This window comes from Actinoplanes sp. NPDC026619 (assembly GCF_040638295.1).
GTDB lineage: Bacteria > Actinomycetota > Actinomycetes > Mycobacteriales > Micromonosporaceae > Actinoplanes.
On record NZ_JBEZYA010000015.1, the window covers coordinates 230,379 to 250,954 of the forward strand.

The window sequence follows — 20,576 nt, forward strand, 5'->3', positions numbered from 1 at the left end:
GCGGCGTACTTACTCGGCAGCGGCGGCCGCGGGGACCGCGGGGAGCTCAGCAGCGCCCGACACGGTCTCGTCGACGACCGGGGTGGCCTCGGCGGTCTCGACCGTGACCGGGGCGGCCTCGGCAGCGACGGCCTCGGGGGCAACAGCCTCGGGGGCAACAGCCTCGGCGGCGGCCGGCTCGACGTCGGCGGCCTTCTTCTCGGCGCCCTCGTACAGGTCGCGCTCCCACTCGGGCAGCGGCTCACCGGCGGCGACGGTGCCCGGCTCGGGCTTCTCGTCGGCGTTGCTGCCCCGGTTACGGCCGGAGCGGGCGATGAGGCCGTCCGCGACGGCGGTCGCGATGACCCGGGTCAGCAGCTCGGCCGAGCGGATCGCGTCGTCGTTGCCCGGGATCGGGAAGTCGACCTCGTCCGGGTCGCAGTTGGTGTCGAGCACCGCGATGACCGGGATGCCCAGCTTGCGGGCCTCGTCGACGGCGATGTGCTCCTTCTTCGTGTCCACGACCCAGATCGCCGACGGCACCCGGGTCATGTCACGCAGACCACCGAGGGTCTTGGTGAGCTTGGTCTTCTCACGGAAGAGCTGGAGGGTCTCCTTCTTGGTGTAACCGGCAGCGGTGCCGGTCAGGTCACCCAGAGCCTCGAGCTCCTTCATGCGCTGCAGACGCTTGTACACCGTCTGGAAGTTGGTGAGCATGCCGCCCAGCCAGCGGTGGTTCACGTACGGCTGGCCGACCCGCGTCGCCTGCTCGGCGATGGCCTCCTGCGCCTGCTTCTTGGTGCCGACGAAGAGGATGTGACCACCCTCGGCGACGGTGTCCCGCACGTACGCGTAGGCCTTCTCGATGTACTCGAGGGTCTGGCGCAGGTCGATGATGTAGATGCCGTTACGTTCGGTGAAGATGAAGCGCTTCATCTTCGGGTTCCAGCGCCGGGTCTGGTGCCCGAAGTGGACACCGCTTTCCAGCAGCTGACGCATGGTCACGACGGCCATGGGTGATTGCTCCCTGCATTTCCCTGGTTGTCACGCCCACCGGCGGTAGGCGTCCTGGCGCCCGGTCGCCGGCCACAGTCGGACCCGAAGAAGATCGAGACCAGGGAGGGCCGTCGCTGCGGTTCTCGTTTCAGGGAACCGGCAGAGGGCGCGCGAGGTCGACCGCGCGGGGCGGTCGCCGGCCACAAGCATACGCCAAGCCGATTTATTACTCCGAGTGCCTCAGGCCACGGCCAGTCCGGCCGCCAACAGCAAGATCAAACCAGCCGGCAGGTACGCCACCGGAGGGCGCAACCAGTTCTCGCGCGTGACGGCGCCGCCCTTCGCGACGGCGAACAGGCCGACGCCGGTGAGCGTGAAGCCGAGCGTGAGCAGGACAGCCGGGACGATTCCGGCCGGAGTGGGGTCACCCCGGAAGCCTTGGTCGACCAGGAGGCGGAAGACCGGGATGGACAGGACGACCATGACGAACGCCACCAGAAATGCCGAAAGCGGGCGGCGAGCGGTCTTGATCTCCGCTGGGGGCATCTCGGCCTGCGGAGCTCTCTCCAACTCGCCTTGCGGGCGAATTGTCGGATACTCCGGGCCGCGCACCGCGCGGGAATGGCTGGATGTCGTCGCGAGCGGGTCGGCCATCGCGTACGGATTGGCCGGCGGGGCGACCGCCGGGCGCTGCTCGGGCAGGCGGAACGCGCCGGACGGGCGCGCGTGCGAACCCGTTGTCTCCGGATCGGTCGATCGAGCGAACTGGCCTTGTCCCGGGTGCCAGCCCGGCTCATCCTCGGCGTAGCGGTGTCCCTCCACGATCTCGCACGCTAGGTGACCGCGGTCACGTGCGCCACCGGAGATGACATAACAGATCAACACAGCTACGTAGCGGTTCTCCACAGTTACGCGCTGTCCACAATCCTCCGCGCATCCCGGCCCCGACCCGGCCACGGTTGACAGCCATGACGACTCAACGACGGGCGGTCGGCGCGTACGGCGAACGGGTCGCCGCGCAGCACCTGCAAGAGCAGGGACTCGTGATCCTCCACCGCAACTGGCGCTGCTCGGCGGGCGAGGTCGACCTCGTCCTGCGCGACGGCGACGACCTCGTCTTCTGCGAGGTGAAGACGAGACGGGGCACCACCTTCGGCAGCCCGGCCGAGTCCATCGGCCACCGCAAGGTGCGCAAACTGCGCGAACTCGCCGGCCGGTGGCTCGACGAGACCGGCATCCACCCGCGGAGCATCCGCTTCGACGTGGTCGAGGTGTTCCCCCAGCCGCGCGGCGCCACCCGGGTCGCGCACACCCGCGCGGCCTTCTGATGAGCTACGCCCGCGTCCTGAGCGTCGGGCTGGTCGGAGTCACCGGCCACCTCGTCGAGGTCGAGGCCGACCTGTCCCCCGGCCTGCCCGCCGTCGTCCTGACCGGCCTGCCCGACGCCGCGCTGCACGAGGCCCGCGACCGGGTGCGCGCCGCCGTGGTCAACTCCGGCGAGACCTGGCCCAACCGCCGGATCACGGTCAACCTGCAGCCCGCCGCGCTCCCCAAGCAGGGCAGCTCGTTCGACCTCGCGATCGCCGCCGCCCTGCTGTCCGGCGCCGGCGAGCTGCCGTCGGTGGCCCTGGAGGGCGTGGTCGTGCTCGGCGAGCTGGGTCTCGACGGCACGGTCCGGCCGGTGCGCGGCGTGCTGCCGATGGTGGCGGCCGCGGTCCGGGCCGGCATCACCCGGGTCATCGTGCCGCTGGACAACGCGCGCGAGGCCACCGTGGTTCCCGGGGTCACGGTCCGCGCGGTCGACTCGCTGCGCCGGCTCGTCGACTTCGTCCGCGGCAGCGGTCCGCTGCTCGACCCGCCGGCACTCGCGCCGACCCCACCGCCGCAGGGCCCCGACCTGACCGACGTGTCCGGCCAGGAACTGGGGAGGTACGGCCTCGAGGTTGCCGCGGCCGGCGGTCACCACCTGGCCCTGTTCGGCTCGCCCGGCGCCGGCAAGACGATGCTCGCCGAGCGCCTTCCGTCGATCCTGCCCGAGCTCGACGACGCGGCCGCCCTGGAGGTCACCGCTCTCCAGTCGGTCGCCGGCGTGCTGCCCCCACACGGCCATCTGATCCGGCGCCCGCCCTTCCAGGCGCCGCATCATTCCTCTTCCATGGCCGCGCTCATCGGCGGCGGCAGCGGGCTGGCCCGGCCCGGCGCGCTCTCCCTCGCCCATCGGGGCGTGCTGTTCCTCGACGAGGTCGCCGAGATGGCCCCGGCCACCCTGCAGGCCCTGCGCCAACCGCTGGAGACCGGCCGGATCGTGCTGGGCCGGGCCCGCGGCACGACCGAGTTCCCGGCGCAGGTGCAACTGGTGGCCGCCGCGAACCCCTGCCCCTGCGCCTCCCCCGCCGGCGACCAGGCATGCACCTGCGCGCCCTCGGTCCGGCGGCGCTACCGGGCCAAATTGTCCGGCCCGCTGCTCGACCGCATCGACATCCGGATCACCCTGCACCCGGTCCGCGCCGCCCAGCTGATGACCACCGCCGGGCCGGCCACCCCGTCGTCGGTCGTCGCGGCCCGCGTCCGGCACGCCCGGGAAGCCGCCGCCTCGCGCTGGCAGACCATCGGCCGGCGGGTCAACGCCGAGGTGCCCGGCCCGATCCTCCGCCGCCCGCCGTGGGGCCTGCCACCGGCCGACACCGCCGACCTGCGCGCGGCCCTGGACCGCGGCCTGCTGTCGGCCCGCGGCTTCGACCGGGTGACCCGCCTGGCCTGGACCATCGCCGACCTGGACGGCCGGGGGCGGCCGGGCCGGGCGGAGATCACCGAAGCGATCCAATTACGGATGGGGGAATCCCATGAGTACGCCGAATAGCCCCACCGCATCCGACCGATCGGCCCGGGTGGTGCTCACCTGGCTCGCCGAGCCCGGCAATCGGACGGTCTGGGAAATGGTGCAGAAGCACGGTGCGCCGGAGACGGTCGAGCGGCTGCAGAGCAAGCACCTCCCGGAGAAGGCGCTGAGGGCCGCGGTCCAGGCCCGGACGGCCGAGTTCGACCCGGCCCGGGTGGCGGAGGCAGCCCTGCGCCGGGCCGACCAACTGGGCGCGCGGATCGTGGTGCCCGGCGACGACGAATGGCCGGCCCGGGTCGACTCGCTGGCCCTCCTCGAGCTGGACGGGACGCTGCGGATCAATCACGACGTACGGCCGCCGCTCTGTCTCTGGGTCCGTGGGTCCTGGCCGCTGGGGCAGACGCTGGACCGCTCGGTCGCGGTGGTCGGCGCGCGGGCCTGCACCGGGTATGGCAAACAGATCACCACCGACCTCGCGTACGGCCTGGCCGAGCGCGGCTGGACAGTCGTGTCCGGCGGCGCCTTCGGCATCGACGCCGCCGCCCATCGGGGCGCCCTGGCCGCGGGCGGGCGGACGGTGGCGGTGCTCGCCTGCGGTGTCGACCGGCCCTACCCGGCCGGCAACGCGGCCATGTTCGAGCGGATCGTCGAGACCGGACTCCTGGTCAGCGAATGGCCCCCGGCCGCCGAGCCACTGAAGCACCGCTTCCTGATCCGCAACCGGGTCATCGCGGCCGCCACCGCCGGCACGGTCATGGTCGAGGCCGCCGCCCGCAGTGGCGCGGCCCAGACGATGAACCGCGTGCTCGCCCTGGGGCGACCGGCGATGGTCGTGCCCGGCCCGGTCACGTCGGCCATGTCGGTCGGCTGCCACGAGCTGCTGCGCACCTATCCCGAGGCCACGCTGGTCACCGGGCTGCCACACGTGCTGGAGGCGGTCGGCCGGATCGGCGAGTACTACTCGGACGCGCCCCGCGGCCCCGAACACCGCCGGGATGCCCTCGACGAGGAATCGGCCCTGGTGCTGGAGGCCGTCCCGCCGAAAGGCGCGGCCACTCCCGAGGAGTTGGCCGTCCACGCCGGTCTGGCGCTGCGCACCGTGCTCCGCCGGTTGTCCCTGCTCGAGCTGTCCGGCCTGGTCGAACGCCGCGAGGACGGCTTCGCCCTGCCCCGGCCGGCTTCGCCCGCCGTTTCTCCGGCTGCTTCTTCAGCCGCTGCTGCCTCGGCCGTTTCTCCGGCTGCTTCGTCGGCTGCTTCATCGGCTGCTTCATCGGCACGGGAGGCGGCCCGGTGAGCCCGCGGGGCTCCCGGGCGCCGCCCGCGGTGATTCGGACGGCTCGGGGTCAGTCCTCGGAGTCGTCCAGGTCGCGGCGATGGACTTTCATCCACGCTTCGACGTCGTCGGTCAACCACACCTTGCCCTGCGCCAGGTCGGCGAGCGGTTTGGGGAAGTCAGCCCGACTGGTGATCTGGTACGCACGCTGCCGGCTGACCCCACCCAATCGGATGCGGATCTCGTGCGCGCCCATGAGCCGGATCGGTTTCACTGCCACATGATCGACCGTAGGCGTGAGACTATTAGTCAATCATCAAGTTGATAGGAGACAGCTAGTCGCATGTCACCTATACTGGCCCCATGACTAGGCGTCGCCAGACCGCTCGTCCGGTCCCCCAGGGCCCCACGCACAGACGCGATTGGCACACGCTGTGGCGCCGCTGCATCTGCGGCCTGACCTCGCCTTGCATAGATCAGGTGATCCCTCCGAAACCCCGCCCGTTCCCACCGCCGCCGCCACTCTCCATCAGCGACCGGCGCCCTCTCCCGACCTACACCGAATACCTCGCAACGATCCCGTTTCCCACCTACTGCGGCTTCGCCGCCATGCGGACCTTCCCCCGCGAAGCCCCACTCCCACCCGACCCCGCCGATCCACCGCCACGCCAGAGCCCCGTCCCTGCTCCCATCCCGCAAACGCCACCCTCCAGCGCCGTTGCCGCCCCTGCCGGCCGGCAAGGCGCCGAGGGCGGCCCCGACCCAATCCGATGCCCCGGCGTTGGGCTCGGGGCCGCCCCCGAACCGAAATCCCCCTGCACCACCCCACCCGGAAACACCAAGGCAGGCGAACGCCCCGTCCGCCTCGGTACGCAGGGGTCGCGCACCGAGCCGGACGGGGCCCGGCGCGATCGCGCCACCACAACCCGACCTCGCCCACCAACCACCCGCCACAAAACACAGAACCGCCCCTAACCACCACGCCGGGCTTCGCTCCTGGCCAGACACAACCACCAACCCAGGACCGCCCGGCTGGCACAACATCCCGGACCGGACCCCGCCCGCTGAACACACCGCCCGGACCAGTAACCCTGTGGCCGGGAACGGCCCAGGAGGGTCACAGCAAGGAGGGGCCGACCACAGCCAAGCCCAGCACGGCCACGCCCAGCACGGCCCAATGGGGGCATGGCACGGCACGGCATGGCCGGGCACGGCACGGCATGGCACGGCCGGGCACGGCACGGCATGGCCGGGCACGGCATGGCACGGCCGGGCACGGCACGGCATGGCCAGGCACGGCCCGGCCGTCTGCCGGCATGCCTTCGGCTGGACAGCCGCCGGCCGACGGGACTGCGCGGCCTGGTGGAACGGGCCGCGGGGAAGCCGACCGGCGGGCAAGGCGCGTCCTACAAACGCAGCCGACTGAGGCGAGTCGGCTGCACCAGTGAGGCCGGCCGCACGGAGCGGGCGGGACGGCACAAGCAGGATCTACAACTTCGCCGCGGCTGAAGGTGGCCGGCGATTGGGGAACCGATGACAACGACGGTCAACCGCATCGAGCATCTGCACAGACGTCCCAATTGGGATTGCCGCTGCTGCGAGCAGCCATGGCCGTGCGCGGGTGCCAGGGCCAACTTGCTGGTGGAGTTCCGCAGGTTCCCCACCGTGCTGACCATCTATTTGTCGGCCCAGATGTACGACGCTCTTGGCGACCTGACCTCCCGAGGCGAACCGACTCCACCGGACCTCTACGAGCGTTTCGTCTCCTGGGCCCGCCACGCCTGACGCCGACCACTACCGGACGTGACAGCTCCCGCCTCACACCTCAGGCCCGCCAGGCCTAACGCCGACCACTACCGGACGCGGCAGCGCCCGCCTCACACCTCGGGCCCGCACGATGCCGACGCCGACGACACAGCCCGCGCGCCGCACATCCCGGTCGCCTTACATCCCGGCGCCACGCACTGCGGGCACGGGCGACGTCAACGTAGGCACCGTGCGACGACTTGCGCGACCCGCGCGCCCATGGCGCACCTGAGTGCGCGTGGCAACTGCGCCCGCCGCGGCACCTTGGCCGTGCCGTGCCTCGGACTGCGCGTGGCGCGGTGCTTCGCTGCTCGCTCGGCCAGTATTCGGCTCGATCAGTATTCGCCCGCTCGGCCGGGTTCGGCCGGTCATTGGCCGTGGCGACCAGGTGACGGAAGCGCCGAGTACAGGCTCGTGGGCTGCGCGCGGCCCTCGGGCTGCGGGTGGCTGCGCTGTTGCCTGTCGGGCCCGGCGGGCACGCCGACCTCGGTTTGAGGGCTGGCTGCGCGGTCAGCTAACTGCTTGCCTGCGCGCGCCTGCGTCACAGTGTGTGATTGTCGATTGCTGTCCATTACGGACGGTCGTGGGGCTGCAGATGTCGCGGGTCTTTGGAGCTCGGCGGGGTTGTGGCGCTAGGATTTGTTTGACCACTGTGGACATACGGGGTCGATTCTTCGCCATCGCCTTACTGATTTTCTGGTCTCCGCGCTCGGGAAGCTTTCGCCCTTCGAGCCGGTCACCGCAGGTCTCCCAATCTGCGGTGGAACGGGCGACGGCCGGACCGCGCACCAGGCGCGACGGCGACCCTACGAGCGATCGGCGACCGCCGCCCGCCCTGCCGCCTGATCTAGTCTGGGCCTTCTCAGTGCGGCAGTTGTATCATACCTACAGGGCTTCATACGTACAATACGATGGAGCATCGTGGCCACGTAAGGTGACTGACATGATCGATCCCTCGGCGGACCGGGCGGTGTTCCGCCAGCTGGCTGACCTGCTCCGCAATCAGATCGAGTCGGGTGAGCTCGGGCCTGGGGAGCCGCTGCCCAGCGAGCTGCGGTTGGCGCAGGAGTATGGGATCAGCCGGACCACCGTGCGGCAGGCCATCGGCCAGCTGCGCACTGAGGGTCTGGTCACGGTCGACCGGCCACGAGGGACATTCGTGCGCGTTCCGGAGCCGACGGAACTGGTGACACTTGCTCGCGGCGACCGGGCCAGCGCCCGCATGCCCACCGACGCGGAGCGACGGAAATATCGCCTTGGCGAGGGCGTTCCGGTCCTGGTCGTGACGTCCACCGACGGCACCGCGACCGTCCACCCCGCCGACCGCGTGCAGGTCACCCGCCCCTGACGGCGGGCGCTCCTCTTCCACCGCCAGCCATAGGCGATCTTTCGACGGCAGGCACACCTCTTTCACCGCCGGCCAGGGGCGATCGGCTCTCGCGTTCGATGGCAGGCGTTCTTCTCGCTCTCGCAGCCTTCGGCCAAGGGTCGCCGGCCGGCGCTGGGCGCAGCGCAGTCGGGTCGCTGGAAGCTGCACGTCGGTTGGGCGTGGCACCCCCGGATCGACTTGTCTACGAGCCGGCCCCCGGCCACTGGACGTGGCATCGCCACGCGGCCAGGACCGCACGGAGTGACGAACGGATGCCTGCTCGGTGGTCATGCGTCGACGCTAGGCCGGGGGTACGACAAAACTGGCCGGCAGCGGTAGAGGCTCAAAGTGCGCGGAGGACAGCCGTTACAAAGCCGAAGCCCGGCGCCCGCCTCACCTCGCATCCCGCCTCGCCGGCCCGATGGGCCAGACGCCCGGCGGCCCAGCAGCTCAAGCAAACCGGCGGCCCAACAGCCAGGCGGCCCAGCGGCTCAAGCGACCCGAGTAGCCCGGCGGTGCGGCGGCGTTCCGGGCCGGTGGGTCGGGGCGGCCTTGCGTTGCAGCTGGCGGGGCGCTGCGGTGGGTTCGGGTGGCTTGCGGTTGTGAGGTTCCGCGGCGTACTTGGGAAGGCTGCCGGAAAGCTTTCGCCGCGATGCGGAGAGCGGCTACCCGCCGGGGTGGCGTCAGAAGAAGCTGTAGCGGGCTATCGACATGGTGAAGCCGCGGGTCGTTTTTTCGTTCTTGCAGGTCAGGCCGGTGCTTTCGCTGTTGCAGAGGACGTTGCCGGAGCGTAGGGCGGTGCCGTATTCGAGCGTTTGTGTCGCTGAGCCCAGCAACGAGTCGCTGGCGCAGGTGAAGGTGGGTTTTTCCGGGCCTAGGTAGACGCCGTTGCCCCAGTCGAAGTCGCAGTCAGCCGGCTTGGTGGGGAGGTTCCACTTGTTCTGGGCGATGTCGCAGCGGACCTCGGACGGGGTGAGGGCGCAGACGATGTTCTTCGACGGGGTTCGGAAGAAGGCTTCCTTCACGTCCGTGACGGCGGGTGGGGTGGCGGGGCCGCCGAAGCCGGCATGGGCGGATTGCGTCGGTGATGGGGTGGTGCCGCCGGATGAGTCGCAGCCGGAGAGGGCGCCGAGGGCGGCCAGGGTGGACAGCGCGGCGCCAAGAGCCAGCAGTCGGATCGATGCCATGGTCAGCGCAGTCTAGAAGTGGGTGGCAAACCGAAAAGGTGCTTGACGAAACGGGGCGCGGCGGTGACCTTCGGAGGCGATGGATACGCGCGCGATGCATGAAGAGTTGCCCACTGACCTCCGTGGGGCGGTGGATGAGTTCGGGCGGCATCTTGCCCGCGTGGAGAACCGGTCGGAGCACACCGTCCGGGCCTACCTGGGGGACGTCGTCTCGCTGCTGCACCATGCGGCCGGCGCGGGGTGTGCCTCGGTGGGTGATCTCGACATCGGGCTGTTGCGTGGGTGGCTGGCCGCGCGGATGCGGCAGGGGGCGGCGCGCACCTCGCAGGCACGCCGGGCCGCGGCGGCTCGGGCCTTCACCGCTTGGGCGCATCGCAGCGGGCTGGCGGCTCGGGATCCGGGGGCGCAGCTTGCCAGTCCGCGGGCGCATCGGGATCTGCCGACCGTGTTGCGGGCCGATCAGGCGGCGAGTCTGGTCGAGAACCCGGAGGCCGGGAGCTCGGAGGGGCTCCGGGACCGGGCCGTGCTGGAACTGCTCTATGCCACCGGGGTTCGCGTCAGTGAGCTCTGCGGTCTGGATCGCGCCGACGTGGATGACGCGCGGCGGGTGGTGCGGGTCTTCGGCAAGGGGGCCAAGGAGCGGGCCGTCCCTTATGGGCTGCCGGCGCAGCGGGCGCTGGATGACTGGCTGCGGCACGGGCGGCCCGCCCTCGAGCAGGCGGACAGTGGCGAGGCGCTGTTCCTCGGGGTCAAGGGCGGCCGGCTGCAGCAGACCGTGGTGCGGCGGATCGTGCGCACGGCCTCGCAGCAGACCGGGCTGCCGCATGTCAGCCCGCACGATCTGCGGCACTCGGCCGCGACCCACCTGCTCGACGGGGGTGCTGACCTGCGGGCGGTGCAGGATCTGCTCGGGCATGCTTCGCTGTCGAGCACCCAGATTTATACGCATGTGTCCACCGAGCGGCTCCGGGCCGCGTTCAAACAGGCCCACCCCCGGGCCTGACCCCGTACGATCGAGGCGTGAGCGCCGGAGAACCGCCCGCACCCCTGCCCGGTGCCCGACTCCTGTTCTCGCTGGACCCGGCCGTGTCCTATCTCAACCACGGCTCCTTCGGGGCGGTGCCGGTCGGTGTGCAGCGCGCCCAGCAGCGGCTGCGCGACGAGATCGAGGCCAACCCGCACAAGTTCTTCACCCAGGGCATGCTCGACCGGGTCATCCACACCCGACGGCACATCGCGTCGTTCCTCGGCGCCGACCCGGACGGCAGCGCCCTGATGCCGAACACGACCGCCGCGGTCTCGACCGTGCTGCAGTCGGTGCGGCTGGAGTCGGCCGACGAGGTGCTGCTCACCGATCATGGCTATGGCTCGGTCGCGCTGGCAGCCCGCCGTCGGTGCCGGCGGGCCGGCGCCACCGCGCGGACGGTCGCGCTTCCGCTCGCGGCCTCGGCGCAGGAGGTGGTCGGCCGGGTGCGGGCCGCGCTGCGGCCGGGGAAGACCAAGCTGCTGATCATCGATCAGATCGCGTCGTCGACGGCCGCGGTCTTCCCGGTCGCGGAGATCGCCGCGGCCGCCCGCGAGCACGAGATCCCGGTGCTGGTCGACGCCGCGCACGTGCCGGGCATGCTGCCGGTGGACGTGTCGGCGATCGGGGCCGATTTCTGGGTGGGCAACCTGCACAAGTGGGCGTTCGCCCCGCGCGGCACCGCTCTGCTGGCGGTCGCGCCGGCCTGGCGCCGCCGGATCGAGCCGCTGATCGTGTCGTGGGAGCAGGAGCAGGGCTTCCCGCTCTCGGTGGAATACCAGGGGACGATCGATTACACGCCCTGGCTGGCCGCGCCGGCCGGGCTGTTCACGCTGCGCACGCTCGGCTGGGAGGCGGTGCGGGCGCACAATGCGGCCCTCGTCGATTACGGCCAGCGGGTGGTCGGGGCCGCGCTCGGGGTGGCGCCGGCCGAGCTGCCACGGCCGGCCGTGCCGGAGATCGCGATGCGGGTGATCCCGCTGCCGTCCGGTCTCGCATCGACGGCGCCGGAGGCGATCGCGCTGCGTCTGCACATCTCCGACAAGCTGGGCACCGAGACGGCGGTGAACGCGTGGGGCGGGCGCGGGCTGCTGCGGCTGAGCGCCCAGGTCTACAACCGGCCGGAGGAGTACGACCGGCTGGCCGAACGGTTGCCCCCGCTGCTGGCCGGTTATCAACGCTGAGCCAACGGCATCAGGCGGACCTGGCCGAGGCCGAGCAGCGCCAGCGGATCGAGATAGGCGTCGCCGCGCAGCAGGCCCCAGTGCAGGCAGGCCGCTGCCGGGCAGTCCTCGCGCCCGGCGGTCAGCAGGCCCAACTGGTCGCCGGCGGTGATGTCGTCGCCGAGCGCGACGGTCGGCGACAGCGGCTGATAGGTGGTGCGCAGCCCGCCGGCGTGCGAGACGGTCACCGTCCCCACGCCGCCCGGGGAGCCGACGAAGCTGACCCGCCCGGCGCCCGCGGACCGGACGACGGCGCCCGGCTGCGCGCCGAGATCGACGCCGCGGTGCCCGGCCAGCCAGCGCTGTGGCGGCGGGTCGAAGCGCCGGACGACCTGTGCCGGCTGCACGGGCCAGAGAAACAGAAGAAGCAGCAGGGTGAGTGGCATGCCACCCACCCTGGCGAAAAGTCGGTCAGGGTGCGGCCGGCCCTGTGGACGGCCGCACTTTGTGGATAACTTGCTAGCTGCCGCCGAACCCGGGTTCATCAGGTAGGGAGATGTCCGGCTTCTCCAGCTCCTCGACGTTCACGTCCTTGAACGTCATTACGCGGACGTTCTTGACGAACCGGGCAGGACGGTACATATCCCACACCCAGGCGTCATGCATCTCAACCTCGAAATACACCTCGCCGTCCGAGTTGCGCACGTGCAGGTCGACCTGGTTGGCCAGGTAGAACCGGCGCTCCGTCTCCACCACGTAGGAGAACTGGCGGACGATATCGCGGTACTCCCGGTAGAGCTGCAGCTCCATCTCGGTCTCGTACTTCTCGAGATCCTCTGCGCTCATCGCTTCTCGCCCTCCATGGCCTCATCTTCCCCCACCATCGGCGACGGCTGAGGCTGGTCGCCCGACGCCACGCCGACGGTACCCTCAGCAGCGTCCGGAAACACCGGTGGCTCGGCCGTTGATGCATCAAACAACAGTGGTTGTTGTCCGTCAAAAGGAACGGGACGCCGGGCCCGAGGCGGCCGGTTCACCCGGCCGGACGCGGCGGCCACGTTCACGTAAGAGAACCGGTGCTCGGCGCACGGACCGTGGCGCAGCAGCGCGGCGCTGTGCTCGTCGGTGATGTATCCCTTGTGCACGGCGAAGCCGTAGTCGGGGAACCGGTCGTGCATCTCCACCATGATCCGGTCCCGGGTGACCTTGGCCAGCACGCTCGCGGCGGCCACGCAGGCGGCGACCCGGTCGCCCTTCCACACGGCGAGACCGGGCACGCCCAGGCCGTCGACCGGGAAACCGTCGGTCAGCACGTACTCCGGTGCGGTGGTCAGCGAGGCGAGCGCGCGGCGCATCGCGGCGAGGTTGCAGACGTGCAGCCCGCGTGCGTCCACCTCGGTGGCCGGGATGATCATGACGGACCAGGCGGAGGCGCGGGCGACCACCTCGGCGTAGACGCGCTCGCGGGCGGCCGGGGTGAGCAGCTTGGAATCGGCCAGGCCGGGGACCTCGCCACGCTTGCCCTCGGGCAGGATCGCCGCGGCCGCCACCAGCGGGCCCGCACAGGCGCCACGGCCGGCCTCGTCGGCGCCGGCCACGACCCGGAAGCCACGGCGCTGCAGCGCCCGCTCGAGGGCGTAGAGGCCGCCTTCGCGGCGGACCACGGTGCGCGGAGGGGCCAGCATCAGAGCCCCCGCAGGAGGGACGCCAGCGTGACCGGGAAGATCTGCTCCGGGCTGGCGTCGATCTCGGCGGCCGACCACCAGCGATGCTCGGTGATGGTCTGCTGCTCGTTATGGTCCATGCCGGCCGTGTCGACCTGCCACTCGCTCACCCGCAGCAGGAAGAAATCCTGATCCTGCCGGTACTCCTGCTCGCGGAAGCTGAACTCGGCCACCTCGTGCCACACCGGATCGCCCAGCTGGGCCGGGTCGACCCGCAGGCCGGTCTCCTCGGCCAGCTCGCGGGCGGCGCCCTCGGCGGGCGTCTCGCCGGCGACCAGGCCGCCGCCGGGGGTGAACCACCAGCGCTCGCCGGGGCGGGCCGGATCGCCGCCGTGCAGCAGCAGCGTGCGGCCCGCGGCGTCGACGAGCAGAACGCGAGCGGCGCGGCGGTCGAGGACGGTCACCCGAACAAGGCTAATGCGCCCGTGGTGGATCTTTCGACCGGGTGGAGGTTACTTCCCGGCCGACGGGGCCGGGATGTTCTTGAAGCCGTCCGGAACGGACAGCCAGTCGGCCCGCTTGATCGGCCAGAACACCGTGAAGGCACGGCCGATCACCGAATCCTCGGGGATGGTCGCCTCCTGCACGTCGTTGGTCTCCTCGTAGTGCTCGAGGGAGTCGCCGGAGGCGGACCGGTGGTCACCCATCACCCAGAGGCGGTCGGCCGGCACGGTGATGTCGAACTTGCGGTCGGCGGCCGGGTCCTGGTTGCCGTCGGCGTCCTTGTAGATGTACGGCTCGTCGAGGGACTTGCCGTTGATCGTCAGGCGTTCCTGGGCGTCGCAGCAGATGATGCGATCGCCGGGCGTGCCGATGATCCGCTTGATGAAGTCTTCGCCCTCGGCGCCGGACTGCCAGTCCGAAGGGGCCTTGAAGACGATGATCTCGCCGCGCTTGGGGTCGCGGAAGTCGTAGACGAGCTTGTTGACCAGCACCCGGTCCAGCACGTTGAGCGTGTGCTCCATCGACGGACTCGGGATGTAGAAGGTCTGCAGCACGAACGCGCGCACCAGGACCGCGACGAGGATCGCGACACCCAGCAGGATGGGAAGCTCACGCCAAAAGGATCCGCGGCGCTTTTCGGTCTGCTCGTCAATCACGAACGGAGCCTACGACGCCGTGTCGCGTACGGCAGTCCGGAACGCGCGGATAGTGCGGCACTAATGAGAAATGGTAGGACGATTGCGTCGCCGGCCGGATCTTCGCGGCGGACCGGCACCTGACCCTCGGCGGCGGCGGTCGGATGATCGGCGGCGTAGGCCTTCCACACGTCGGGCACCGACAGGCTGGTGAACCGGCTGCTCGGCCAGACGATGACGAATGCCCGGCCGATCACGTTCTTGATCGGCACCGGGCCCTGGCATCTCGCGTCCTGGGAGACGGCGCGGTGGTCGCCCATGACGAACATCTCACCGCTCGGGATGGTCACCTCGGCGAACTTCCGGCTGGTGCATTGCGTCGGGTTGGGCGGCTGGTTGATGTCGGAGTTGTAGCCGTCCGCGATGTACGCCTCGTCCATCCCGACGCCGTTGACCGTGATCCGGCCCTGCGCGTCGCAGCAGGCGACCTTGTCACCCGGCAGGCCGATCACCCGTTTGATGAAGTCACGTTCCCCCGGGCGGCTGACGCCGACGAGGTCGCCGATGGTGCGGCCGAGCTTGGCCGCGAAGCTGTTGCTGACCGGCTCGGTCACCTCGGGCGCCCAGTTGTCGGTGCCGCGGAAGACCACGATCTCGCCACGCACTGGATCGCGCATGTCGTAGATGACCTTGTTGACCAGGACGCGGTCCTTGACCAGCAGCGTCTTCTCCATCGACCCACTGGGGATGTAGAACGCCTGGACCAGGAACGTACGGATGAGCACGGCGAGGCAGAACGCCACCACCAGCAGAAGCGGAAGCTCCTGCCACAGGGGCATTTCCTTACGTCGTGTGATCGCCCGCCGTCGTGCTGACGGTCGATAGCCCTGCATCGGTTCCACGCTTCGCATCTCCCGCCGCCGCCCGGCCGAACCGCCCCGGATACAGCACTACCGCCCGAGTATCCCCTCGCGGAGACTTACGGGCGGTAGTACTTGAAGGGTTCACACTGATCCCATCCGGCACTGGCGCAAGCGTAGTTCGCCAGTGACCGAATCGATGAGTATCAGACGGTCTGCTTCTCGCGAAGCTCCTTGATCTTGGCCTTCTTGCCACGGAGCTCGCGCAGGTAGTAGAGCTTGGCGCGGCGCACGTCACCGCGGGTGATGACCTCGATGCGGTCGATCACCGGGCTGTTGATCGGGTAGCTCCGCTCGACACCGACGCCGAAGCTGATCTTCCGGACCTTGAAGGTCTCCCGGAGGCCAGAACCCTGGCGGGCGATCACGACGCCCTGGAAGACCTGAACGCGGGAACGGTTACCCTCGACGACCCGGGCGTGCACCTTGACGGTGTCACCGGCACGGAAGTCGGGAAGGTCGGTGCGCTGCGACTGGGCGTCGAGAGCGTCCAGGGTGTTCATCGCTGCATCCTCGTGCTCAAGCGCATCGGAAGTTCGATGCGCGGTGGGTAATTCTGATCCCTCGCTACTTCTAGAGATCCTCGTTTCACCCCGCGGCGCGGGATGAAAACGGCAACCTCCTACTCTGCCACAGAGGGAGGCGTGATCCGAAATCCGCCCTCGTCGAGGGCCTTCCTATCCTTTTTGTCCAAATCGGCAGCCGGGTAGACGGCCATCATGTCGGGACGCCGCGCGGCGGTTCGCAGCAGCGACTGGTCCCGCCGCCACCGGGCGATCCGCCCGTGGTCCCCGGAGCGCAGGATGTCCGGAACGTCGTGGCCACGCCAGGAAGCGGGCTTGGTGAAGACCGGTGCTTCCAGCAGGCCGGCCGCGTGCGATTCCTCGGTGAGCGAGTCGGCGTTGCCCAGCACACCCGGGAGGAGCCGGGTGATCGCCTCCATGATCACGATGACCGCGACCTCGCCGCCGAACAGCACGTAATCGCCCAGGGAGACCTCGCGCACCGGCATCCGGGCCGCCGCGTCGTCGATGACCCGCTGATCGATCCCTTCGTACCGCCCGCAGGCGAAGATCAGGTGATCGAGCGCGGCCAGCTCGTGGGCGTCGGCCTGGGTGAACGGCTTGCCGACCGGGGACGGCACGACCAGGGTGCCGGCGCCGACGGCGTCGAGCGCCTGCCCCCACGGCTCCGGCCGCATCACCATGCCCGGCCCGCCACCGTAGGGCGTGTCGTCGACGGTCCGATGCACGTCGGACGTCCAGGTGCGCAGGTCGTGCACTTCGAGGTCGAGCAGGCCGAGACCGCGGGCCTTGCCGATCAGCGACAACGAGAGCGGCCCGAAGTAGTCCGGGAAGATGGTGATGACGTCGACGCGCATGCTCAGAGGTCCAGCAGGCCCTCGGGCAGGTCCACGACGATCTTGCCCCCGGCCACATCCACGGTGGGCACCATCTGGCTGACGAACGGGATCAACGCCGTCCCCCCACCCGATTTGTCCAGAACGATGAGGTCGGACGCGGGCGCGTGATCGATCCGGGCAACCGTCCCGAGATCATCACCGGCTACCGAGACGACCCGCAGACCGACCAACTGGTGATCGTTGAACTCGTCCGGGTCCGACGGCGGTTTCACGGTCGAGCTGTCGACCTGGAGCAGCACCCCACGCAGCGCCTCGGCCACGTTCCGGTCGTGCGCACCCTCGAACTGGACGATCGCCCGCCCCTGGTGCCAGCGCACCGACTCGATCACGAGCGACGGGGGAACCTGATAGACGAAACCGGGGGCGGCCGCCGGCCCGGTGGTCACCCGGCGGTCCCGGGGGACCTCCGTGGTGAACACCGAACCGGCGGTGAAGCGCTCCTCGGGCTCGTCCGTGCGCACGGCCACCGAGACTTCGCCCCGGATCCCGTGCGGCTTACCGATCTGGCCGACGACAAGCAGCACTCAAACTCCCTTGCAGTACGGCGAAGCCGTTTAGGAAGCTCGGTCAGTAGGCGTCGACGATGTCGACGCGGATGCCGCGCCCACCGATCGACCCGATGACCTGCCGCAGAGCCTTGGCCGTGCGCCCGCCGCGCCCGATGACCGTTCCCAGGTCCTCGGGGTGCACGCGCACCTCGAGCCGCTTGCCGCGGCGCGAGTCGACCAGCCGGACCCGGACGTCGTCCGGGTTCTCGACGATGCCCTTGACGAGGTGCTCCAGCGCGGGCCGGAGCGCCCCGTCAGTTCTTGTCGGCGCCGGCACCGGCGGGGTCCTCTGCGGTCTCGGCGACAGCCTCGCGGTTCGGCTCGGCCGGGTCGGCAGCCTTCGTCTGCTCCGGCTTGGCCGCAGCGGCCTCCGGGGCAGCGGCAACCTTCTCCGCCTTCGGCTCAGCCTTGGCGGACTTCTTCGGGGTGGCGGGCTTGGTGTCGGCGACGCCGGCGGCGGCCTTCGACTCAGCCTCGTACACCTCGGTGCGGCTCTTCTTCGGCTCCGCCACGAGCAGCGGCGGCGGCGCGGGAAGACCCTTGAACTGCTGCCAGTCGCCCGTCTTCTCCAGGATGCGCTGCACGGCCTCGCTGGGCTGCGCGCCGACGGAGAGCCAGTACTGCACGCGCTCCGACTTCACCTGCATGATGGACGGGTTTTCCTTCGGCTGGTAAATGCCGACGTACTCAATCGCACGGCCGTCGCGCTTGGTGCGCGAGTCAGCGATGACGATGCGGTACTGCGGGTTGCGGATCTTGCCCATCCGCAGGAGCCGGATCTTAACGGCCACGGTGATTTCGCTCCTGATGACTGCGTGAGGTGTTGAGGTCAGCGCCCACGTGGGGATGTGGGACCGAGCCTCGGGGATGGCAACGCGCTCAGAGTTAGAGGGCGCCTCACGCGTGCCAAGCGAATCCATTCTGCCAGACGGTTTCGGCCAACTCCCAATCGGGCGGGGAATCCGGACAAAAACCAACTTCAAGATCAAGATGTCGTGCCTGGTTGCGTGGTGCGGACCGGAGCTCCCGCCGAGGCCGGCCTGGGGCCAGCAGGGCTGGCCCGAGGCCTTCATTCTGCGTGCGTGGCAAAACCTACGATCTCACCGCTAACGGACGGTTCCAGCCCTCCGGCAGCTGGATAGGCGTTTCCCAGGTCGGGTCCGGCTCGAAATCGGTCCAGGTGCCGTCGAAGGGGAACTCGGCTGCCTCAATCATCTTGATCACCCGGCGGCCCTCCGACCAGACCGCTGCCTCGTCCGGCACCCAGTAGCGGTCAGGCATGGCCAAGCGCTCGGCGAACTCGTCCTCGTCCTTCCACTCCCAGGCGAGATCCGGGGCGGCCACGATGTCGAGGTCCTGATCGATCACGTCGAAACCGGCAACGTGACCGTCGTCCCAACGGACTGCCGGCTCCTCGAGGTTGATGTAGTAGTTCTTGAAGTCGCCGGCCTCGGTGCGGAAGAACCAGACCGAGTGGGCCGCGCCGGTCGGGAAGAAACGCAGCACGCCCGGCCCCTGCCAGCTGGCCGGCCGCAGCTCGTAGCGCTGTGCCGACCATTCCGCGAATGGCATGTCACGCGGGCCACGGCCGTCGGCGGACCGCTCGGCGGCGATGGCCGAACCCCGGGCCAGCCACACGAGCAGCCCTCGCTCGTCGTCGGAGATCACCCGAGACGGATGCACGAAGGCGACCCGGCCCAGGTGGGTGTCCCGGTGAAGGACCAGCCGGCCCGGTGAAAATGTCACGTCTGTAAACGATGCCTTAGTAGGAGCGGCCCAAGTAGGCGATCAGGTTCGGTTCCTCGTCCGAATCCGGCATCGTGCCGTCCTCGCGGGTGAGGCAACGGACCGTGACGGCCTTGCCGTTCGCTTCCTTCTCGCCCTCGTCGCCGACCGCCGACCACGGCACCCGGGCCCAGCCGGTCTGGGACGCCTCGATCGCCTCGCCGAGCGTCTTCACGTCGACCGTGTTGGCCTCGCGGAACGCCAGCGCGTCGTCGTAGAGCCGCTGCTGGTCGGCCTTGAGCGCGCCGGTCACCGCGCCGACGGCGTCGCCCAGCGAGATCGGCGACTTGGTGCCGTCGATCCGGCGGGCCACCGTCACGTTGCCGACCGCCAGGTCGCGCGGGCCGATCTCGATGCGGATCGGGATGCCCTGCAGTTCGGCGTCGACGGCGCGGCGGCCGAAGGGGATGTCCGCGCGGTCGTCGAGCTTCACGCGTACACCCGCGGTCTTCAGCTCGTCGCGCAGCTTCGCTGCGGCTTCCGCCACGCCCTCGCCCGCCTTGACCACCATGACCTGCACCTGGATCGGCGCGAGCCGCGGCGGCAGCCGCAGGCCGTTGTCGTCGCCGTGCACCATGATCAGACCGCCGACCATGCGGGTCGACGTGCCCCACGACGTCGTCCAGGCGTGCTCGACCGTCCGGTCGGCGGACGAGTAGGTGATGTCGAAGGCCTTGGCGAAGTTTTGCCCGAGCTCGTGCGACGTGCCCATCTGCAGCGCCTTGGTGTCGCCCATCATGGCCTCGACGGTCATGGTGTTGGTGGCGCCGGCGAAGCGCTCGCTCTTGGTCTTGCGACCCGGCACGACCGGGATGGCCAGCATCTCGGTGATGAACGCCTCGTAGACGTTCTTGTGGATGTCGCGGGCGTGCTCGCGGGCGTCGGCCTCGCCGGCGTGCGCGGTGTGCCCCTCCTGCCAGAGGAACTCGGTGGTGCGCAGGAACGTGCGCGGGCGCAGCTCCCAGCGCACGACGTTGGCCCACTGGTTGAGCAGCAGCGGCAGGTCGCGGTAGGAGTCGACCCACTTGGCCATGAACTCGCCGATCACCGTCTCGCTGGTGGGGCGAACCACCAGCGGCTCGGCGAGCTCCTTGCCGCCGGCGTGGGTGACCACGGCCAGCTCGGGCGAGAAGCCCTCGACGTGGTCGGCCTCGCGGCGCAGGTAGCTCTCCGGGATGAAGAGCGGGAAGTAGGCATTTTGCACGCCGGCTTCCTTGATGCGGGCGTCCATGTCGGCCTGCATGCGCTCCCAGATGGCATAACCCACCGGGCGGATGACCATGGTGCCGCGCACCGGGCCGTTGTCGGCCAGCTGCGCCTTGGCGATCAGGTCCTGGTACCAGCGGGGGAAGTCTTCCGCACGGGGTGTGAGCACACGAGCCATGAGGGTGCATCCTAGTCGCGCCCTTCCTGCAACCCGTTCGGTGGGCACGCCGTGTCCATTGGCGAAGGGGCGGTGAC

General features: G+C 70.1%; 23 protein-coding genes. 6 read left to right on the plus strand and 17 right to left on the minus strand.

The features are described 5' to 3' along the window. Nucleotides 1-9: 9 nt before the first annotated feature. The gene (gene rpsB / locus AB0E90_RS30245; RefSeq protein ID WP_360413207.1) at nt 10-993 is read right to left on the minus strand and encodes a 30S ribosomal protein S2; all 984 of its coding nucleotides are present in this window, start codon (nt 991-993) and stop codon (nt 10-12) included. Between the two features lie 222 nt (nt 994-1,215). Next, nucleotides 1,216-1,797: a hypothetical protein gene (locus AB0E90_RS30250; protein ID WP_360413210.1), complete on the minus strand. Its 582-nt coding sequence runs from the start codon at nt 1,795-1,797 to the stop codon at nt 1,216-1,218. A gap of 146 nt (nt 1,798-1,943) precedes the next feature. Between AB0E90_RS30250 and AB0E90_RS30255 the strand changes: the two genes are divergently transcribed. From AB0E90_RS30255 to dprA, 3 genes are read left to right on the plus strand one after another with little or no spacing between them, the layout of a single operon-like run. After that, the gene (locus AB0E90_RS30255) at nt 1,944-2,303 is read left to right on the plus strand and encodes a YraN family protein (RefSeq protein WP_360413213.1); all 360 of its coding nucleotides are present in this window, start codon (nt 1,944-1,946) and stop codon (nt 2,301-2,303) included. After that, nucleotides 2,303-3,835, plus strand: a complete 1,533-nt coding sequence (locus AB0E90_RS30260; RefSeq protein ID WP_360413216.1) for a YifB family Mg chelatase-like AAA ATPase — start codon at nt 2,303-2,305, stop codon at nt 3,833-3,835. The genes AB0E90_RS30255 and AB0E90_RS30260 overlap by 1 nt, the downstream gene beginning before the upstream one ends. Further along, nucleotides 3,819-5,108 carry a DNA-processing protein DprA gene (gene dprA / locus AB0E90_RS30265; protein WP_360413219.1) on the plus strand — a complete coding sequence of 430 codons (1,290 nt, stop codon included), beginning with the start codon at nt 3,819-3,821 and terminating at the stop codon, nt 5,106-5,108. Before AB0E90_RS30260 ends, dprA begins: the two co-directional genes overlap by 17 nt. A 49-nt stretch (nt 5,109-5,157) precedes the next feature. On the opposite strand, the gene AB0E90_RS30270 is transcribed toward dprA, so the two are convergent. Then, nucleotides 5,158-5,343, minus strand: a complete 186-nt coding sequence (locus AB0E90_RS30270) for a hypothetical protein (protein WP_051115563.1) — start codon at nt 5,341-5,343, stop codon at nt 5,158-5,160. A gap of 2,493 nt (nt 5,344-7,836) precedes the next feature. Between AB0E90_RS30270 and AB0E90_RS30275 the strand changes: the two genes are divergently transcribed. Beyond that, on the plus strand, nt 7,837-8,241 hold the full coding sequence (locus AB0E90_RS30275; protein WP_360413222.1) for a winged helix-turn-helix domain-containing protein: 405 nt from the start codon (nt 7,837-7,839) through the stop codon (nt 8,239-8,241). Between the two features lie 704 nt (nt 8,242-8,945). Here AB0E90_RS30275 and AB0E90_RS30280 read toward each other — a convergent pair. After that, entirely contained in the window at nt 8,946-9,449 is a 504-nt protein-coding gene (locus tag AB0E90_RS30280) for a DUF6636 domain-containing protein (RefSeq protein WP_360413225.1), read from the minus strand. A gap of 79 nt (nt 9,450-9,528) precedes the next feature. On the opposite strand from AB0E90_RS30280, the gene AB0E90_RS30285 reads away from it, so the two are divergent. Together AB0E90_RS30285 and AB0E90_RS30290 are read left to right on the plus strand one after the other, a co-directional pair. Then, nucleotides 9,529-10,452, plus strand: coding sequence for a tyrosine recombinase XerC (locus AB0E90_RS30285; RefSeq protein WP_360413228.1), 924 nt, complete (start codon nt 9,529-9,531; stop codon nt 10,450-10,452). 17 nt (nt 10,453-10,469) lie between these two features. Further along, nucleotides 10,470-11,657 (plus strand): aminotransferase class V-fold PLP-dependent enzyme, encoded by a 1,188-nt coding sequence (locus AB0E90_RS30290; RefSeq protein WP_360413231.1) that lies wholly within the window; start codon nt 10,470-10,472, stop codon nt 11,655-11,657. Here the strand turns inward: AB0E90_RS30290 and AB0E90_RS30295 are convergent. The 13 genes from AB0E90_RS30295 to proS form a co-directional block, all read right to left on the minus strand. Further along, nucleotides 11,648-12,082 carry a M23 family metallopeptidase gene (locus tag AB0E90_RS30295; protein ID WP_360413234.1) on the minus strand — a complete coding sequence of 145 codons (435 nt, stop codon included), beginning with the start codon at nt 12,080-12,082 and terminating at the stop codon, nt 11,648-11,650. The two genes, AB0E90_RS30290 and AB0E90_RS30295, sit on opposite strands and share 10 nt — an antisense overlap. 73 nt (nt 12,083-12,155) lie before the next feature. Further along, on the minus strand, nt 12,156-12,482 hold the full coding sequence (locus AB0E90_RS30300; protein WP_133874843.1) for a DUF2469 domain-containing protein: 327 nt from the start codon (nt 12,480-12,482) through the stop codon (nt 12,156-12,158). Then, entirely contained in the window at nt 12,479-13,321 is an 843-nt protein-coding gene (locus AB0E90_RS30305; RefSeq protein ID WP_360413237.1) for a ribonuclease HII, read from the minus strand. Before AB0E90_RS30305 ends, AB0E90_RS30300 begins: the two co-directional genes overlap by 4 nt. Next, nucleotides 13,321-13,764, minus strand: coding sequence for an NUDIX domain-containing protein (locus AB0E90_RS30310; protein ID WP_360413240.1), 444 nt, complete (start codon nt 13,762-13,764; stop codon nt 13,321-13,323). Before AB0E90_RS30310 ends, AB0E90_RS30305 begins: the two co-directional genes overlap by 1 nt. 48 nt (nt 13,765-13,812) lie before the next feature. Then, nucleotides 13,813-14,460 carry a signal peptidase I gene (gene lepB / locus AB0E90_RS30315; RefSeq protein WP_360413243.1) on the minus strand — a complete coding sequence of 216 codons (648 nt, stop codon included), beginning with the start codon at nt 14,458-14,460 and terminating at the stop codon, nt 13,813-13,815. After that, nucleotides 14,457-15,332 carry a signal peptidase I gene (gene lepB / locus AB0E90_RS30320; protein ID WP_360413246.1) on the minus strand — a complete coding sequence of 292 codons (876 nt, stop codon included), beginning with the start codon at nt 15,330-15,332 and terminating at the stop codon, nt 14,457-14,459. Before lepB (AB0E90_RS30320) ends, lepB (AB0E90_RS30315) begins: the two co-directional genes overlap by 4 nt. A 173-nt stretch (nt 15,333-15,505) precedes the next feature. Beyond that, nucleotides 15,506-15,862, minus strand: coding sequence for a 50S ribosomal protein L19 (gene rplS, locus AB0E90_RS30325; protein WP_360413249.1), 357 nt, complete (start codon nt 15,860-15,862; stop codon nt 15,506-15,508). 119 nt (nt 15,863-15,981) lie between these two features. Then, nucleotides 15,982-16,740 (minus strand): tRNA (guanosine(37)-N1)-methyltransferase TrmD, encoded by a 759-nt coding sequence (gene trmD, locus AB0E90_RS30330; RefSeq protein ID WP_360413252.1) that lies wholly within the window; start codon nt 16,738-16,740, stop codon nt 15,982-15,984. A 2-nt stretch (nt 16,741-16,742) separates the two neighbouring features. Then, nucleotides 16,743-17,303, minus strand: coding sequence for a ribosome maturation factor RimM (rimM, locus tag AB0E90_RS30335; RefSeq protein ID WP_360413386.1), 561 nt, complete (start codon nt 17,301-17,303; stop codon nt 16,743-16,745). A gap of 46 nt (nt 17,304-17,349) precedes the next feature. Beyond that, nucleotides 17,350-17,607 carry an RNA-binding protein gene (locus AB0E90_RS30340; RefSeq protein WP_360413255.1) on the minus strand — a complete coding sequence of 86 codons (258 nt, stop codon included), beginning with the start codon at nt 17,605-17,607 and terminating at the stop codon, nt 17,350-17,352. Next, a complete protein-coding gene (gene rpsP / locus AB0E90_RS30345) occupies nt 17,585-18,121 on the minus strand; it encodes a 30S ribosomal protein S16 (RefSeq protein ID WP_360413389.1) in 537 nt (178 codons plus the stop codon). The genes AB0E90_RS30340 and rpsP overlap by 23 nt, the downstream gene beginning before the upstream one ends. A gap of 301 nt (nt 18,122-18,422) precedes the next feature. Continuing rightward, complete coding sequence (locus AB0E90_RS30350; RefSeq protein ID WP_360413258.1) at nt 18,423-19,076, minus strand: DUF402 domain-containing protein; 654 nt, start codon at nt 19,074-19,076, stop codon at nt 18,423-18,425. Between the two features lie 16 nt (nt 19,077-19,092). Further along, nucleotides 19,093-20,499: a proline--tRNA ligase gene (proS, locus tag AB0E90_RS30355; RefSeq protein ID WP_360413261.1), complete on the minus strand. Its 1,407-nt coding sequence runs from the start codon at nt 20,497-20,499 to the stop codon at nt 19,093-19,095. Nucleotides 20,500-20,576: the final 77 nt, after the last annotated feature.

What these genes read in the sequence shown, in the direction of transcription:
- AB0E90_RS30255 (WP_360413213.1), top strand. Translation starts at nt 1,944, where the DNA reads ATGACGACTCAACGACGGGCGGTCGGCGCGTACGGCGAACGGGTCGCC.
- proS (WP_360413261.1), bottom strand. Translation starts at nt 20,499, where the DNA reads ATGGCTCGTGTGCTCACACCCCGTGCGGAAGACTTCCCCCGCTGGTAC.
- AB0E90_RS30280 (WP_360413225.1), bottom strand. Translation starts at nt 9,449, where the DNA reads ATGGCATCGATCCGACTGCTGGCTCTTGGCGCCGCGCTGTCCACCCTG.
- AB0E90_RS30300 (WP_133874843.1), bottom strand. Translation starts at nt 12,482, where the DNA reads ATGAGCGCAGAGGATCTCGAGAAGTACGAGACCGAGATGGAGCTGCAG.
- AB0E90_RS30270 (WP_051115563.1), bottom strand. Translation starts at nt 5,343, where the DNA reads ATGGGCGCGCACGAGATCCGCATCCGATTGGGTGGGGTCAGCCGGCAG.
- trmD (WP_360413252.1), bottom strand. Translation starts at nt 16,740, where the DNA reads ATGCGCGTCGACGTCATCACCATCTTCCCGGACTACTTCGGGCCGCTC.
- rpsB (WP_360413207.1), bottom strand. Translation starts at nt 993, where the DNA reads ATGGCCGTCGTGACCATGCGTCAGCTGCTGGAAAGCGGTGTCCACTTC.
- AB0E90_RS30275 (WP_360413222.1), top strand. Translation starts at nt 7,837, where the DNA reads ATGATCGATCCCTCGGCGGACCGGGCGGTGTTCCGCCAGCTGGCTGAC.
- AB0E90_RS30305 (WP_360413237.1), bottom strand. Translation starts at nt 13,321, where the DNA reads ATGCTGGCCCCTCCGCGCACCGTGGTCCGCCGCGAAGGCGGCCTCTAC.
- dprA (WP_360413219.1), top strand. Translation starts at nt 3,819, where the DNA reads ATGAGTACGCCGAATAGCCCCACCGCATCCGACCGATCGGCCCGGGTG.
- AB0E90_RS30285 (WP_360413228.1), top strand. Translation starts at nt 9,529, where the DNA reads ATGGATACGCGCGCGATGCATGAAGAGTTGCCCACTGACCTCCGTGGG.
- lepB (WP_360413246.1), bottom strand. Translation starts at nt 15,332, where the DNA reads ATGCAGGGCTATCGACCGTCAGCACGACGGCGGGCGATCACACGACGT.
- AB0E90_RS30260 (WP_360413216.1), top strand. Translation starts at nt 2,303, where the DNA reads ATGAGCTACGCCCGCGTCCTGAGCGTCGGGCTGGTCGGAGTCACCGGC.
- rplS (WP_360413249.1), bottom strand. Translation starts at nt 15,862, where the DNA reads ATGAACACCCTGGACGCTCTCGACGCCCAGTCGCAGCGCACCGACCTT.
- AB0E90_RS30295 (WP_360413234.1), bottom strand. Translation starts at nt 12,082, where the DNA reads ATGCCACTCACCCTGCTGCTTCTTCTGTTTCTCTGGCCCGTGCAGCCG.